Origin of the sequence: Pseudomonas hunanensis, from assembly GCF_013393325.1 — a bacterium.
Taxonomy (GTDB): domain Bacteria; phylum Pseudomonadota; class Gammaproteobacteria; order Pseudomonadales; family Pseudomonadaceae; genus Aquipseudomonas; species Aquipseudomonas putida_P.
Window position 1 is genome coordinate 136,585 of sequence record NZ_QJRC01000060.1, and the last position, 14,386, is coordinate 150,970.

General features: G+C 62.0%; 13 protein-coding genes. 9 read left to right on the forward strand and 4 right to left on the reverse strand.

Translation table 11 applies throughout. From position 1 onward, the window contains the following. Positions 1-14 precede the first annotated feature (14 nt). From DM807_RS01760 to map, 4 genes are all read right to left on the reverse strand, one after another. Positions 15-245, reverse strand: a complete 231-nt coding sequence (locus DM807_RS01760; RefSeq protein WP_060492668.1) for an EF-hand domain-containing protein — start codon at positions 243-245, stop codon at positions 15-17. 141 nt (positions 246-386) lie between these two features. Next, positions 387-1,586, reverse strand: coding sequence for a succinyldiaminopimelate transaminase (dapC, locus tag DM807_RS01765; protein ID WP_012270831.1), 1,200 nt, complete (start codon positions 1,584-1,586; stop codon positions 387-389). A gap of 30 nt (positions 1,587-1,616) precedes the next feature. Beyond that, on the reverse strand, positions 1,617-4,319 hold the full coding sequence (locus DM807_RS01770) for a [protein-PII] uridylyltransferase (protein WP_179026997.1): 2,703 nt from the start codon (positions 4,317-4,319) through the stop codon (positions 1,617-1,619). A 42-nt stretch (positions 4,320-4,361) separates the two neighbouring features. After that, positions 4,362-5,144 carry a type I methionyl aminopeptidase gene (map, locus tag DM807_RS01775; RefSeq protein ID WP_012270833.1) on the reverse strand — a complete coding sequence of 261 codons (783 nt, stop codon included), beginning with the start codon at positions 5,142-5,144 and terminating at the stop codon, positions 4,362-4,364. 345 nt (positions 5,145-5,489) lie between these two features. Between map and rpsB the strand changes: the two genes are divergently transcribed. From rpsB to bamA, 9 genes are all read left to right on the forward strand, one after another. Beyond that, entirely contained in the window at positions 5,490-6,227 is a 738-nt protein-coding gene (gene rpsB, locus DM807_RS01780) for a 30S ribosomal protein S2 (protein WP_012270834.1), read from the forward strand. A gap of 185 nt (positions 6,228-6,412) precedes the next feature. After that, positions 6,413-7,276, forward strand: a complete 864-nt coding sequence (gene tsf / locus DM807_RS01785) for a translation elongation factor Ts (protein ID WP_012270835.1) — start codon at positions 6,413-6,415, stop codon at positions 7,274-7,276. Positions 7,277-7,456: 180 nt separating this feature from the next. Next, complete coding sequence (gene pyrH / locus DM807_RS01790; protein WP_012270836.1) at positions 7,457-8,200, forward strand: UMP kinase; 744 nt, start codon at positions 7,457-7,459, stop codon at positions 8,198-8,200. Continuing rightward, entirely contained in the window at positions 8,197-8,754 is a 558-nt protein-coding gene (gene frr / locus DM807_RS01795) for a ribosome recycling factor (RefSeq protein ID WP_012270837.1), read from the forward strand. Before pyrH ends, frr begins: the two co-directional genes overlap by 4 nt. A gap of 15 nt (positions 8,755-8,769) precedes the next feature. Next, on the forward strand, positions 8,770-9,525 hold the full coding sequence (gene uppS / locus DM807_RS01800; protein WP_012270838.1) for a polyprenyl diphosphate synthase: 756 nt from the start codon (positions 8,770-8,772) through the stop codon (positions 9,523-9,525). After that, positions 9,525-10,340 (forward strand): phosphatidate cytidylyltransferase, encoded by an 816-nt coding sequence (locus DM807_RS01805; protein ID WP_012270839.1) that lies wholly within the window; start codon positions 9,525-9,527, stop codon positions 10,338-10,340. The genes uppS and DM807_RS01805 overlap by 1 nt, the downstream gene beginning before the upstream one ends. Then, entirely contained in the window at positions 10,337-11,527 is a 1,191-nt protein-coding gene (gene ispC, locus DM807_RS01810) for a 1-deoxy-D-xylulose-5-phosphate reductoisomerase (RefSeq protein WP_012270840.1), read from the forward strand. The genes DM807_RS01805 and ispC overlap by 4 nt, the downstream gene beginning before the upstream one ends. A 71-nt stretch (positions 11,528-11,598) precedes the next feature. Next, the gene (rseP, locus tag DM807_RS01815; protein ID WP_179026998.1) at positions 11,599-12,951 is read left to right on the forward strand and encodes an RIP metalloprotease RseP; all 1,353 of its coding nucleotides are present in this window, start codon (positions 11,599-11,601) and stop codon (positions 12,949-12,951) included. 74 nt (positions 12,952-13,025) lie between these two features. After that, positions 13,026-14,386 (forward strand): outer membrane protein assembly factor BamA (gene bamA / locus DM807_RS01820; protein ID WP_179026999.1); only part of this gene is annotated, 1,361 nt, incomplete at its 3' end.

Here is a 14,386-nt window from a genome sequence, read left to right on the forward strand (position 1 = left end):
GGGCGTTGCCTGGCTTACTTGCAGGCAGGGGAGCCATCGAGGCGCAGCAGGGTTTCGCCCACCTCGATGAAACCGTCGCCGTTCACATCCATCAGTGCCAGGATGGCATCCCTCTCATCGCTACTGTGCAAGTTGTCGAAGCGCTTCTTGAATTCTTCCAGCGAAACCTTGCCGTCGCCGTTGTCATCCATTTCGAGGAGCCAGCTTTTGGCATCCTGACATATATCGCTGCTGATTTGGGTCATGGGTGTTGCCTCGTCTGCGGTGGAGGAGGCTTAACCTTAAGGTCGGGGTGATTGGGGCGATATTGGCGTATTCAGCCTGGCCGGTAGGGCAATTCGACGGCGTCGATCTGCCCTGCCGGTCGGCAAGGTTTTCAGGACGGTTCAGCGCTTTTGCAAGAACGCGCGAATACGCTCCGCCGCCTCGATGCACTCGGCCAGGGGGGCAACCAGGGCCATGCGCACACGCCCGCTGCCGGGGTTCACGCCGTCGACTTCGCGGGACAGGTACGAACCCGGCACCACGGTCACGTGTTCGGCTTCGAACAGGTCACGGGTGAAGGCGGCATCGTCGTTGCCCGGCACCTTGGCCCACAGGTAGAAGCTGCCGTCCGGGCGTTGTACGTCGAGCACCGGTTGCAGGATATCCAGCACGGCATCGTACTTGGCTCGGTACTGGTCGCGGTTGGCGCGCACATGTGCCTCGTCCTGCCAGGCGGCGACGCTGGCCAGTTGGGTCTGCACGGGCATGGCACAGCCGTGGTAGGTCCGATACAGCAGGAACGGCTTGATGATCTCGGCATCGCCAGCGACGAAGCCCGAGCGCAGGCCCGGCAGGTTGGAGCGCTTGGACAGGCTGTGGAACACCACGCAGCGCTTGAAGTCACTGCGGCCCAGTTCGGCGCAGGCGGTCAGCAGGCCCGGTGGCGGTGCGTCCTCATCGAAGTACAGCTCGCTGTAGCATTCGTCGGCCGCAATCACGAAGTCGTGCTCATCGGCCAGTGCAATCAGCTTTTTCAGGGTGTCCATCGGCACCAGCGCGCCGGTGGGGTTGCCTGGCGAGCACAGGAACAGGACCTGGCAGCGCTTCCATACCTCGGCCGGGACGGCGTCGAAGTCGGGGTTGAAGCCGTTGCTTTCCAGGCACGGCAGGTAGTGCGGGGTGGCACCGGCCAGCAGTGCTGCGCCTTCGTAGATCTGGTAGAACGGGTTGGGGCTGATGACCAGGCCGTCATCGGCACGGTTGACCACGGCCTGGGTGAAGGCGAACAGGGCTTCACGGGTGCCGTTTACCGGCAGGATGTGGCGGTCGGCATCCAGCCAGCCGGCCGGTACGCCAAAGCGCCGTTCGCACCACTGGCCGATAGCCTGGCGCAGGGCCGGCAAGCCGAGGGTGCTGGGGTATACCGCCAGCTTGTCGAGGTTGTCGGCCATGGCCTGGGCGACGAACGCCGGCGATTCGTGCTTCGGCTCACCGATCGACAGGGCGATGGCGCGTTTGTCCGCCGCAGGCTTCACGCTGCCCAGCAGGGCGCGGAGCTTTTCGAACGGGTAAGGCTGAAGCTGGGTCAAGGCATGGTTCATCTGCGCAAGGTCTCGTCAATCGTCTAATCGTTAAAAAGTCACGCGGGTCGGGCTGGTGTCGCTACCTTGGCCGGCCTGTAGCTGCTGCACGATGGCTTCCTGCAGGCGGCTGCACAGCTGCGGGTCCGACAGCGGCTGGTTGTCGGCATCGGTGATGAAGAACACGTCTTCCACCCGCTCGCCGAGGGTGGCGATTTTGGCGTTCTGCAATGACAGGTCGAACTCCAGGAAAATCCGCCCCAGCCGGGCCAGCAGACCAGGGCGGTCGGGTGCAGTAATTTCGAGGATGGTCACTGGCCGCTGGGCATCGTTGAGGATGGTCACCTGCGGTGGGAAATCGAAGTGCTTGAGCTGGCGCGGCACTCGGCGCTGGATGATGGTCGGGTAGTCCTCGGGGTTGCGCAGCGCTTCGGTCAGGCCGTCGCGAATCTGCTTTACCCGCTGCGGGTTGTCGCCGATCGAGCCACCGTCGTTGTCCAGCACGATGTAGGTGTCGAGGGTGAACTGGCTGCTCGACGTGATGATGCGCGCATCGTGGATGTTCAGGTTCAGCTGCGACATGGCCGCCACCGTCACGGCGAAGAAATCGTGCTGGTCGGGGGCGTAGATGAAGATCTGCGTGCCGCCTTCGAACTCGCGCTGGGTGGTTTCCTTGATCAGTACCAGCGGCCCACCATCGGCCGGTTGCTGGAGAATTGCATCCGTGTGCCAGGCCACATCGGCGGCGTTGTGCTTGAGGAAGTAGTCGTCACCCAGCTGCGACCACAATTGTTCCACGTCGTCTGGGTCGGTGCCCTCGCGCACCAGGATATCCAGCGCTGAGGACTGGGTCTGGCGAATCTGCTCCTCGCGGTCCAGCGGGTTTTCCAGGCCGCGACGCAGGGCGCGCTTGGTCTCGGTGTACAACTGGCGCAGCAGGCTGGCCCGCCATGAGTTCCACAGGCTGGGGTTGGTGGCGTTGATATCGGCCACGGTCAGCACGTACAGGTAATCGAGGCGGGTCTCGTCGCCCACGTGCAGGGCAAAGTCATTGATCACTTGCGGGTCGGACAAGTCCTTGCGCTGGGCAGTGGTCGACATCACCAGGTGGTTTTGCACCAGCCAGACGATCAGGCGGCTGTCCCAGGCCGGCAACTGGTGGCGCTCGCAGAATTTTTGCGCGTCCACCGCGCCGATTTCCGAGTGGTCGCCCTGGCGGCCCTTGCCGATGTCGTGGTACAGGCCGGCCAGGTAGATCAGCTCGGGCTTGGGCAGGCGCCCCATGAGCTTGCTGGCCAGCGGAAATTTTTCGGATACCGGCGTGTATTGCAGCTTGCGCAGGTGCTTGATGAGGTTGAGGGTGTGCGCATCGACTGTGTAGATGTGGAACAGGTCATGCTGCATCTGCCCGACGATCAAGCCGAACTCTGGCAGGTAGCGGCCAAGGATGCCGTAGCGGTTCATCCGCCGCAGGTTGCGGTGAATGCCGATTTCGCACTTGAACAGCTCGATGAACAGGCTGGTGTTGCGGATATCGGTGCGGAACGTGTCGTCGATCAGGTGCCGGTGCTCGCGCAGCAGGCGCACGGTATCGGCACGTACGCCCTTGATTTCCGGGCGCTGGGCCATGAGCACGAAAATTTCCAGCATGGCGAACGGCGTGCGCTTGAACACGTTCGGGTTGGCCGCTTCTATATAGCCGTCATGCAGGCGGAAGCGCGCATTGAGCGGCTGGGTGCTGCCACTTTCCTCGTCGGCGAGGATGACCTCTTCGAAGTGCTGGACGATCAGGTCGCACAGCTGGCTGATGCTCATCACCACCCGGTAGTACTGCTGCATGAACTGCTCGATCGCCCGCTTGGGGTTGTCGTCGCCGTAGCCCAGCAGTGTGGCCAGGCTGCGCTGGTGGTCGAACAGCAAGCGGTCTTCGGCGCGTCCGGCAAGCATGTGCAGGGCGTAGCGCACCTTCCACAAAAAGTCCTGGGACGAGGCCAGCAGTTCATTCTCGCTTTCCAGCAAGAAACCCTCGCCGGCCAGCGCATGCAGGTTCAGGGTGCCGTATTGGCGGCGGGCCACCCACAGCACCGTCTGGATGTCGCGCAGGCCACCTGGCGACCCTTTGACGTTGGGTTCCAGGTTGTACTCGGTATCGTTGTACTTGTGGTGGCGGGCCTTGAGCTCGGCACGCTTGGCCAGGAAGAACTCCTTGCTCGGCCACATGTGCGCGGTGCTGGTCACCTCCAGCATGCGCTGGCGCAGGGCCTCTGGGCCGCAGATGGTGCGGCTTTCCATCAGGTTGGTGATGACCGTCAGGTCGGCGCGGGCCTGTTCGGCGCATTCGTCGACGGTGCGCACGCTTTGGCCCACTTCCAGGCCGATGTCCCACAGCAAGGTAAGGAAGCGTTCGATAGCGTCGCGGTACTGCTCGTGCTCGGCAGCGCCCAACAGTATCAGCAGGTCGATGTCCGAGTGCGGGTGCAGCTCACCGCGCCCGTAACCGCCTACCGCGACCAGGGCGATGCCGCTCCGGTCACCCCAGTCGAACTGGTTCCACGCCTGTTGCAGGATGTTGTCGACGAGCCAGGCGCGGGCTTCGATCAGTGGGCGGATTTCGCTACCAGCACGAAAACGCTTGTCGAGCACCTCGCCGGCCAGACGGATGGCTTTCTTGAAGGCGGCGATAGGGCTCGCCTTGAGGGCCAGTTCCGCCTGGAACTGGCCACGGTCGAACAGCTCGGGATCCACCTGGGGCATCGCGTCACATTCCTGTCGTGGGGTGGCCTGTGGGGGGCGAGGTCAGGCCGAAGTGCGCGGGATGGTGTCGTCCTTGCGCAGGGTGAAGATTTCGTAGCCGGTCGCGGTCACCACCAGGGTGTGCTCCCACTGGGCTGAAAGCTTGCGATCCTTGGTAATGGCAGTCCAGCCGTCGCCCAGCACCTTGGTGTCGGCCTTGCCCTGGTTGATCATCGGCTCGATGGTGAAGGTCATGCCTTCTTTAAGCTCCATGCCGGTGCCGGCGCGGCCGTAGTGCAGGATCTGCGGCTCTTCGTGGAACACCTTGCCGATGCCGTGGCCGCAGAACTCGCGCACCACGGAGAAGCCGTTCTTTTCCGCGTGCTTCTGGATCACTTCGCCGATATCGCCCAGGCGGCAGCCCGGCTTGACCAGCTCGATGGCCTTGTACATGCACTCCTGGGTAACCTTGGACAGGCGCTCGGCCCATACCGGCACGTTACCGACGTGGAACATGCGGCTGGTATCGCCGTGGTAGCCGTCCTTGATCACGGTGACGTCGATGTTCAGCGTGTCACCGTCCTTGAGCGGTTTGTCGTTGGGGATGCCATGGCAGACCACATGGTTGATCGAGGTGCAGATCGACTTCGGGTAGCCCTTGTAGTTGAGCGGCGCCGGGATGGCCTGCTGGACGTTGACGATATAGTCATGGCACAGGCGGTCGAGCTCTTCGGTGGTAACACCGGGCTTGACGTGTTCCTCGATCATTTCCAGCACGTCGGCGGCCAGGCGGCCGGCGATGCGCATCTTCTCGATGTCTTCTGCGGTCTTGATGTTGACGGTCATTACAGGCTCTCTACAGCGCCGCATGCGGCGCGAACAAACGGGAAAGGCCGGATTCTAGCAGAGCAGGGCGGCATTCTGTCGGGATAAAGGCGGCCATGCTGCTCTCTACAGGAGGCATTTTGGCCTGTTTGACGGGGCGCTGCAAAAACCGCTGACGGACGCGACCTCATCCGGGTTTCGTTCGCTCGCGGTCTGTGGTATAACATGCGCCGCTTTCGGGGACGACCCCGTCAGCTTAAACCCACACACGTGTCGACACGATGACCTGGGTGCCCCGGATTCTCGAATTTGCGGGTTGGTCATTGGGACGCGTGGAGGCCCAACCCGACTTATCAAGGAACTATCATGTCCCAAGTCAATATGCGCGATATGCTGAAGGCCGGTGTGCACTTCGGCCACCAGACCCGTTACTGGAACCCGAAAATGGGCAAGTACATTTTCGGCGCGCGTAACAAGATCCACATCATCAACCTGGAAAAAACCCTGCCAATGTTCAACGACGCTCTGGCGTTCGTAGAGCGTCTGGCTCAGGGCAAGAACAAGATCATGTTCGTCGGCACCAAGCGTTCCGCCGGCAAGATCGTCGCCGAGCAAGCTGCTCGCGCTGGTTCGCCATACGTTGATCACCGCTGGTTGGGCGGCATGCTGACCAACTACAAAACCATCCGCGCTTCGATCAAGCGTCTGCGCGACCTGGAAACCCAGGCCGAAGACGGCACCTTTGCCAAGCTGACCAAGAAAGAAGCCCTGATGCGTTCGCGCGATCTGGAAAAGCTGGACCGCAGCCTGGGTGGTATCAAGGACATGGGCGGTCTGCCTGATGCCCTGTTCGTGATCGACGTTGATCACGAGCGCATTGCTATCACCGAAGCAAACAAGCTGGGCATCCCGGTTATCGGCGTTGTCGATACCAACAGCAGCCCGGAAGGTGTTGACTACATCATCCCAGGCAACGACGACGCCATCCGCGCCATCGAGCTGTACATGACTTCGATGGCTGACGCCATCATCCGCGGCCGCAACAACGTTGCTGGCGGCACCGAAGTCTATGTTGAAGAAGCGGCTGCACCTGCTGCTGAGTAATAGGCGCTAGCGTCTACTTGGCACGCAAAAAGGGGGCTCTGCCCCCTTTTTGCCACCTTGAAATCCTGCTGTCAGCATCGGCCCCGCATCATGGGCGTGCTGAAATGAAAACAGCGGATTAGCAGAATTGAACGCCCGTGATCAACGGGTGGAATGGTTGAAAAACTTTCCAAGAGGATTTTGAAATGGCAGCAATTACTGCAGCGCTGGTAAAAGAACTGCGCGAGCGTACCGGCGAAGGCATGATGGATTGCAAAAAGGCCCTGGAAAAGGCCGGCGGCGACATCGAAAAAGCCATTGACGACATGCGTGCCTCGGGCGCCATCAAGGCCGCCAAAAAGGCTGGCAACGTCGCTGCTGAAGGCGCTATCGCCGTCAAGACCGACGGTAAATCCGCCGTCCTGCTGGAAGTGAACTCGCAGACCGACTTCCTGGCCCTGCAAGACGACTTCAAGAACTTCGTTGCCGAAAGCCTCGAAGAAGCCTTCGCCCAGAAGCTGACCGATGCTGCTCCGCTGATCGCCTCGCGTGAAGCTGCTCGTGAAGCCCTGGTTGCCAAGTGCGGCGAGAACGTCAACATCCGTCGCTTGGTGCGCGTTGAAGGTGACGTTGTCGGTGCCTACCTGCACGGCAACAAGATCGGCGCTGTCGTCGTTCTGAAAGGTGGTGACGTAGAGCTGGCGAAAAACATCGCCATGCACGTTGCAGCGTCGAACCCTGAGTTCCTGGATTCGTCGGAAATCTCCGCCGAGGCCATCGAGCGCGAGAAGGGTGTCTTCCTGCAGCTGAACGCCGACAAGATCGCCGGCAAGCCGGAAAACATCGTTGAAAACATGATCAACGGCCGTATCACCAAGTTCAAGGCCGAAGCCTCGCTGAAAGAGCAAGCCTTCGTCATGAACCCAGAAGTCAAGGTTGGCGAACTGGCCAAGAAAGCCGGTGCTGAAATCGTTTCCTTCACCTACTTCAAAGTAGGCGAAGGCATCGAGAAGCCAGTCGACGACTTCGCTGCTGAAGTTGCCGCTCAGGTAGCTGCTGCCAAGCAGTAAGACAGCCCCGTCTGTCGCCCCAAAGAGGCTGCCCGCTCACGCGCGCAGCCTCTTTGTCAAAACGGCAAAGGGTTTATAAGGCCCGCCGCCGCTGGCGCCAAAACGGTGCCACGCTACAGTTAGCAGGCTGCAAACAGCCCGCATGAATTTTCTAAAAGTACGCCGCAGGAGAGACTCGCAATGGCTCAGCAGGTGAGTGGTCGCCAACCTCGCTATAAACGCATTTTGCTCAAACTTAGCGGCGAGGCCCTGATGGGCTCGGAAGACTTCGGGATCGACCCGAAAGTGCTGGATCGTATGGCCCTTGAAGTTGGCCAGTTGGTAGGGATCGGTGTCCAGGTCGGCCTGGTGATCGGCGGTGGCAACCTGTTCCGCGGTGCCGCGCTCAGCGCAGCCGGCATGGACCGTGTCACCGGTGACCACATGGGCATGCTGGCCACCGTGATGAACGGCCTGGCCATGCGCGACGCGCTGGAGCGCTCGAACATCCCGGCCCTGGTCATGTCGGCCATTTCCATGGTCGGTGTCACCGATCATTACGATCGTCGCAAAGCTATTCGCCACCTCAACTCCGGGGATGTGGTAATTTTCTCCGCCGGTACTGGCAACCCGTTCTTCACCACCGACTCCGCAGCCTGCCTGCGTGCCATCGAAATCGATGCCGATGTGGTGCTGAAGGCGACCAAGGTCGATGGTGTGTACACTGCCGATCCATTCAAGGACCCGCACGCCGAGAAGTTCGATCACCTGACCTACGACGAGGTCCTGGATCGCAAGCTGGGTGTGATGGACCTGACTGCAATCGTTCTGTGTCGCGACCACGGGATGCCATTGCGGGTATTCAACATGAACAAGCCTGGCGCCCTGCTGAACATCGTGGTGGGTGGCGCTGAAGGTACTCTGATCGAGGAAGGCCAAGCATGATCAACGACATCAAGAAAGACGCGCAGGAGCGCATGACCAAGTCCCTCGAGGCCCTGGGCCGCAACCTGGCGGCAATCCGCACTGGTCGCGCGCACCCAAGCATCCTGGATACCGTCAAGGTCACTGCCTGGGGCAGCGAAATGCCGCTGAACCAGGTTGCCGCGATCACCGTCGAAGATGCTCGCACCCTGAAGATCGTCGCTCACGACAAGAACCTCAGCGCTGCCATCGAGAAGGCCATCCTTACCTCCGACCTGGGCCTGAACCCATCCAGCGCCGGTACCACCATTCGTGTGCCGATGCCGGCCCTGACCGAGGAAACCCGCAAGGGCTACACCAAGCAGGCCAGCGGTGTGGCCGAGGACGCCAAGGTAGCTGTGCGCAACGTGCGCCGCGACGCCCTGGCTGACCTGAAGAAGCTGACCAAGGACAAGGAAATCAGTGAAGACGAAGAACGTCGCGCCGCTGATGAGATCCAGAAGCTGACCGACAAGTTCGTTGCCGAAGTCGATGCTGCCTTCAAAGCCAAGGAAAAGGACCTGATGGCCGTTTAAGGCCGGGGTTTTTTAATGGAAAAGACCAAGCCAGCGGTGCCGTCCTCGGTGCCGCGTCATGTCGCGATCATCATGGATGGCAACAACCGCTGGGCGAAGAAACGCCTGCTGCCCGGCGTTGCCGGGCACAAAGCGGGTGTCGACGCCGTTCGCGCGGTCATCGAAGTCTGTGCCAAGTCCGGGGTCGAGGTGCTGACCCTGTTCGCCTTCTCCAGCGAAAACTGGCAGCGCCCCGCCGAAGAAGTGGGTGCGCTGATGGAGTTGTTTTTCTCGGCCCTGCGCCGTGAGGCCAAGCGCCTCAACGAAAACAACATCAGCCTGCGCATCATCGGTGACCGTTCGCGTTTCCACCCTGAGCTGCAGGCTGCCATGCGCGAAGCCGAGGCAGTGACCGCCGGTAACAATCGCTTCATCCTGCAGATTGCAGCCAACTACGGTGGCCAGTGGGACATCGCCCAGGCCGCCCAGCGGCTGGCGCGGGAAGTGCAAGCTGGGCACCTGCGCCCGGAAGACATCACCCCAGGCCTTTTGCAGGCCTGCCTGGCAACCGGCGAGCTGCCATTGCCGGACTTGTGCATCCGCACCGGTGGCGAGCACCGCATCAGTAATTTCCTGCTGTGGCAGCTGGCCTATGCCGAGTTGTATTTCTCCGACCTGTACTGGCCGGACTTCAAACACGAGGCCATGCGCAATGCCCTGGCCGATTTCGCTTCGCGCCAGCGCCGCTTTGGTAAGACCAGCGAGCAGGTCGAGGCTGGAGCTCGTGCTTAATGCTTAAACAACGCATCATTACTGCGCTGATCCTGCTGCCGATCGCGCTGGGCGGTTTCTTCCTGCTCAACGGTGGCGATTTCGCCCTGTTCATTGGCTTCGTGGTGACCCTCGGTGCCTGGGAGTGGGCGCGCCTTGCCGGGCTGATGGCCCAGCCGCTGCGTATTGCCTATGCCGCGGTGGTCGCCGGGGCGCTGATGCTGCTGTACATCCTTCCAGAGCTGGCGCCCTGGGTGCTGGGCGCCGCGGTGATCTGGTGGGGGCTGGCAACCTGGCTGGTGCTGACCTATCCGCGCAGCAGCGAGCTGTGGGCCAGTGCTGCCTGCCGGCTGCTGATCGGCCTGCTGGTGCTGCTGCCCGCCTGGCAGGGGCTGGTGCTGCTCAAGCACTGGCCGCTGGGCAACGGGTTGATCCTGTCGGTCATGGTGCTGGTGTGGGCTGCCGACATTGGCGCGTACTTCTCTGGGCGGGCGTTCGGCAAGCGCAAGCTGGCCCCGCAAGTCAGCCCGGGCAAGAGCTGGGAGGGCGTGTACGGTGGTCTGGCGGTCAGCCTGCTGATTACCCTGGGTGTCGGCATCAGCCGCGACTGGAGCTTTGGTCAGGTCCTGCTCGGCCTGCTGGGCGCCGCGCTGCTGGTCATGGCCTCGGTAGTCGGTGACCTGACCGAAAGCATGTTCAAGCGCCGCTCCGGCATCAAGGACAGCAGCAACCTGCTGCCCGGCCACGGTGGCGTGCTTGATCGCATCGACAGCCTGACTGCGGCAATCCCGATTTTTGCGGTGCTGTTGTGGGCTGCCGAATGGGGTGTGATGTGAGTCGCCCGCAGCGTATTACCGTGCTCGGGGCCACTGGCTCCATCGGCCTGAGCACGCTGGATGTGATCGCGCGGCACCCTGATCGCTATCAGGCGTTTGCCCTCAGTGGCTATTCGCGCGTCGACGAGCTGTTGGCGTTGTGCGTGCGTCATCGCCCGGCGTTCGCCGTGGTGCCGAGCGCCGAGGCAGCCGCAAGGCTGCGCGCAAGCCTGGCTGCAGCCGGCTGCGCCACCGAGGTGCTGGAAGGCGAGGCCGGGCTGTGCCAGGTGGCGTCGGCAGCGGAAGTGGATGCAGTGATGGCGGCCATTGTCGGTGCCGCCGGCCTGCGCCCTACGCTGGCGGCTGTCGAGGCTGGCAAGAAGGTATTGCTGGCCAACAAGGAAGCGCTGGTGATGTCGGGCGCGCTGTTCATGGAGGCAGTGCGGCGCAGTGGCGCCGTGTTGCTGCCGATCGACAGTGAGCACAACGCGATCTTTCAGTGTATGCCTGGCGACTACGCCCGAGGCTTGAGTGCCGTTGGTGTGCGCCGGATCCTGCTGACCGCTTCCGGTGGTCCGTTCCGCGAGACGCCGGTCGAGGCGTTGTTGGACGTGACCCCGGAACAAGCCTGCGCGCACCCTAACTGGTCCATGGGGCGCAAGATTTCCGTGGATTCGGCCAGCATGATGAACAAGGGGCTCGAACTGATCGAAGCCTGCTGGCTGTTCGATGCTGCGCCGGCCAAGGTCGAGGTGGTGGTGCACCCGCAGAGCGTGATCCACTCGCTGGTCGACTATGTGGACGGGTCGGTGCTCGCGCAACTGGGCAACCCGGACATGCGCACACCGATCGCCAACGCCTTGGCCTGGCCTGAACGGATCGACTCCGGGGTCGCGCCGCTGGACCTGTTCGCCATCGCCCGTCTGGATTTCCAGGCGCCCGACGAACAACGCTTCCCTTGCCTGCGCCTGGCGCGGCAGGCTGCCGAGGCCGGCAATAGCGCGCCCGCCGTGCTCAATGCGGCCAACGAAGTGGCGGTCGAGGCATTTCTTGAGCGGCGTATCCGCTTCCCGGAGATCGCGGGTATGATCGAACAGGTACTCGACCAGGAGCCCGTCGTGCCGCTGCCGTCGCTGGACGCGGTGTTTGCCGCCGATCAGCGTGCCCGGGAGCTTTCCCGTGAGTGGCTGAGGCGTCACGGTCGCTGATGCAGGCTCGCCACGGTTCGTGAGGGGGCTGGGCGTGACGCCGGCCCGCTGAACATCATTCGGAGATGGACATGACAGCGCTCTACATGATTATCGGCACCCTTGTGGCCTTGGGGGTGCTGGTCACTTTCCACGAATTCGGCCACTTCTGGGTGGCGCGCCGCTGTGGCGTCAAGGTGTTGCGTTTTTCGGTGGGCTTCGGCACGCCGCTGCTGCGCTGGCATGACCGCCACGGCACCGAATTCGTGGTTGCGGCTATCCCGTTGGGTGGCTACGTCAAGATGCTCGACGAGCGCGAAGGCGATGTGCCGCCAGCGCTGGCTGGGCAGTCGTTCAATCGCAAGTCGGTACGCCAGCGTATCGCGATCGTCGCGGCAGGCCCGATTGCCAACTTTCTGCTGGCTATCCTGTTTTTCTGGGTGCTGGCGATGCTGGGTACCCAGCAGGTCCGTCCGGTAATCGGTGCGGTCGATAGTGGCAGCCTGGCAGCATCGGCCGGTCTGACCGCAGGTCAGGAAATCGTTTCTATCGATGGCAAAGCGACCAACGGTTGGTCAGCGGTCAATCTGCAACTGGTTCGTCGCCTGGGTGAGAGCGGTACGTTGCAGGTTGGCGTGCTTGAAGAGGGCGCCAGCGCTGAGCGCCAACTGCTGGTCAAGCTGGACAGCTGGCTCAAGGGCGCTGACGAGCCGGACCCGATCCAGTCTCTGGGGCTGCACCCTTGGCGCCCGGCGATCACGCCAGTGCTTGCCGAGATCGATCCGAAGGGGCCGGCAGCCGCTGCGGGCCTGAAAACCGGTGACAAGTTGCTGGCTGTCGATGGCCAGGCCGTCACTGAATGGCAGCAAGTAGTCGACAGTGTTCGCGCCCGCCCAGATGCCAAAGTAGTGGTGCGTGTGGAGCGCGACGGTACGGCCCTGGAGCTGCCGGTGACCCTGGCCCGCAAGGGCGAGGGCAAGGCAGTTGGTGGCTATCTGGGTGCCGGGGTAAAAGGTGGCGAATGGCCTGCCAACATGCTCCGCGAAGTCAGCTACGGCCCGCTGGATGCGGTGGGTGAGGGCTTGTCGCGCACCTGGAACATGAGCGTCCTGACCCTTGAATCGCTGAAGAAAATGCTGTTCGGGGAGCTCTCGGTAAAAAACTTGAGTGGACCGATAACCATTGCTAAAGTGGCGGGCGCTTCAGCCCAGTCCGGCGTGGGGGATTTCCTGAATTTCCTGGCCTACCTGAGCATAAGCCTGGGGGTTCTTAACCTGCTGCCCATTCCAGTACTGGATGGGGGGCATTTGCTGTTTTACCTGGTCGAGTGGGCGCGCGGTCGTCCGCTATCCGATCGGGTGCAAGGTTGGGGGGTCCAGATCGGTATCAGTTTGGTCATAGGGGTGATGTTGCTCGCCCTGATCAACGATCTGGGTCGACTATAAAAGCTTCGCTCAATTGCGAACCTGCCGTTTTGTGGCGGCAGGTTGTTTATTGCCAGTTGGAATAAAAGGACTTCATGAAACGTCTGCTGCTAACTGCGGTCATGTCCGCACTGATGATCGCTGAAGTTCACGCCGAGTCCTTCACCATCTCCGATATTCGCGTCAACGGCCTGCAGCGGGTTTCCGCCGGCAGTGTGTTCGGTGCCCTGCCGCTGAACGTCGGCGACCAGGCCGATGACCGCCGCCTGGTGGACTCGACCCGTTCCCTGTTCAAGACCGGGTTCTTCCAGGACATCCAGTTGAACCGCGATGGCAATGTGCTGATCATCAACGTGGTCGAGCGCCCGTCGGTGTCGAGCATCGAGATCGAAGGCAACAAGGCGATCAGCACCGAAGACCTGATGAAGGGCCTGAAGCAATCGGGCCTGGCCGAGGGCGAAATCTTCCAGCGTGCCACCCTCGAAGGTGTGCGTAACGAGCTGCAACGCCAGTACGTGGCCCAGGGCCGCTACTCGGCCGAGGTCGACGCCGAAGTGGTGCCGCAGCCGCGCAACCGTGTGGCGCTGAAGATCAAGATCAACGAAGGCACCGTCGCCGCCATCCAGCACATCAACATCGTTGGCAACAACGTGTTCGATGATGAAACCCTGGGGCAGCTGTTCGAGCTGAAGACCACCAACTGGCTGTCGTTCTTCAAGAACGATGACAAGTACGCCCGTGAAAAACTCTCCGGTGACCTGGAGCGCCTGCGTTCCTACTACCTGGACCGCGGCTACATCAACATGGACATCGCCTCCACCCAGGTGTCCATCACGCCGGACAAGAAGCACGTCTACATCACCGTCAACATCAACGAAGGCGAGAAGTACACCGTTCGCGACGTGAAGCTGTCCGGTGACCTCAAGGTGCCGGAAGACCAGGTCAAGTCGCTGCTGCTGGTGCAGCCAGGCCAGGTATTCTCGCGCAAGGTGATGACCACCACCTCCGAGCTGATCACCCGCCGCCTGGGTAACGAAGGCTACACCTTCGCCAACGTCAACGGCGTGCCACAGCCGAACGACCAGGACCACACGGTCGACATCATGTTCGTGGTCGACCCGGGCAAGCGTGCCTACGTCAACCGCATCAACTACCGCGGCAACACCAAGACCGAAGACGAAGTGCTGCGCCGCGAAATGCGCCAGATGGAAGGCGGGTGGGCGTCGACCTACCTGATCGACCAGTCCAAGACCCGTCTGGAGCGCCTGGGCTTCTTCAAGGAAGTCAACGTCGAGACCCCACCGGTGCCGGGCACCGACGACCAGGTCGACGTCAACTACAGCGTCGAAGAGCAGGCCTCCGGCTCGATCACCGCCAGCGTCGGTTTCGCCCAGAGCGCCGGCCTGATCCTCGGTGGTTCGATCAGCCAGAGCAACTTCCTCGGTACCGGTAACAA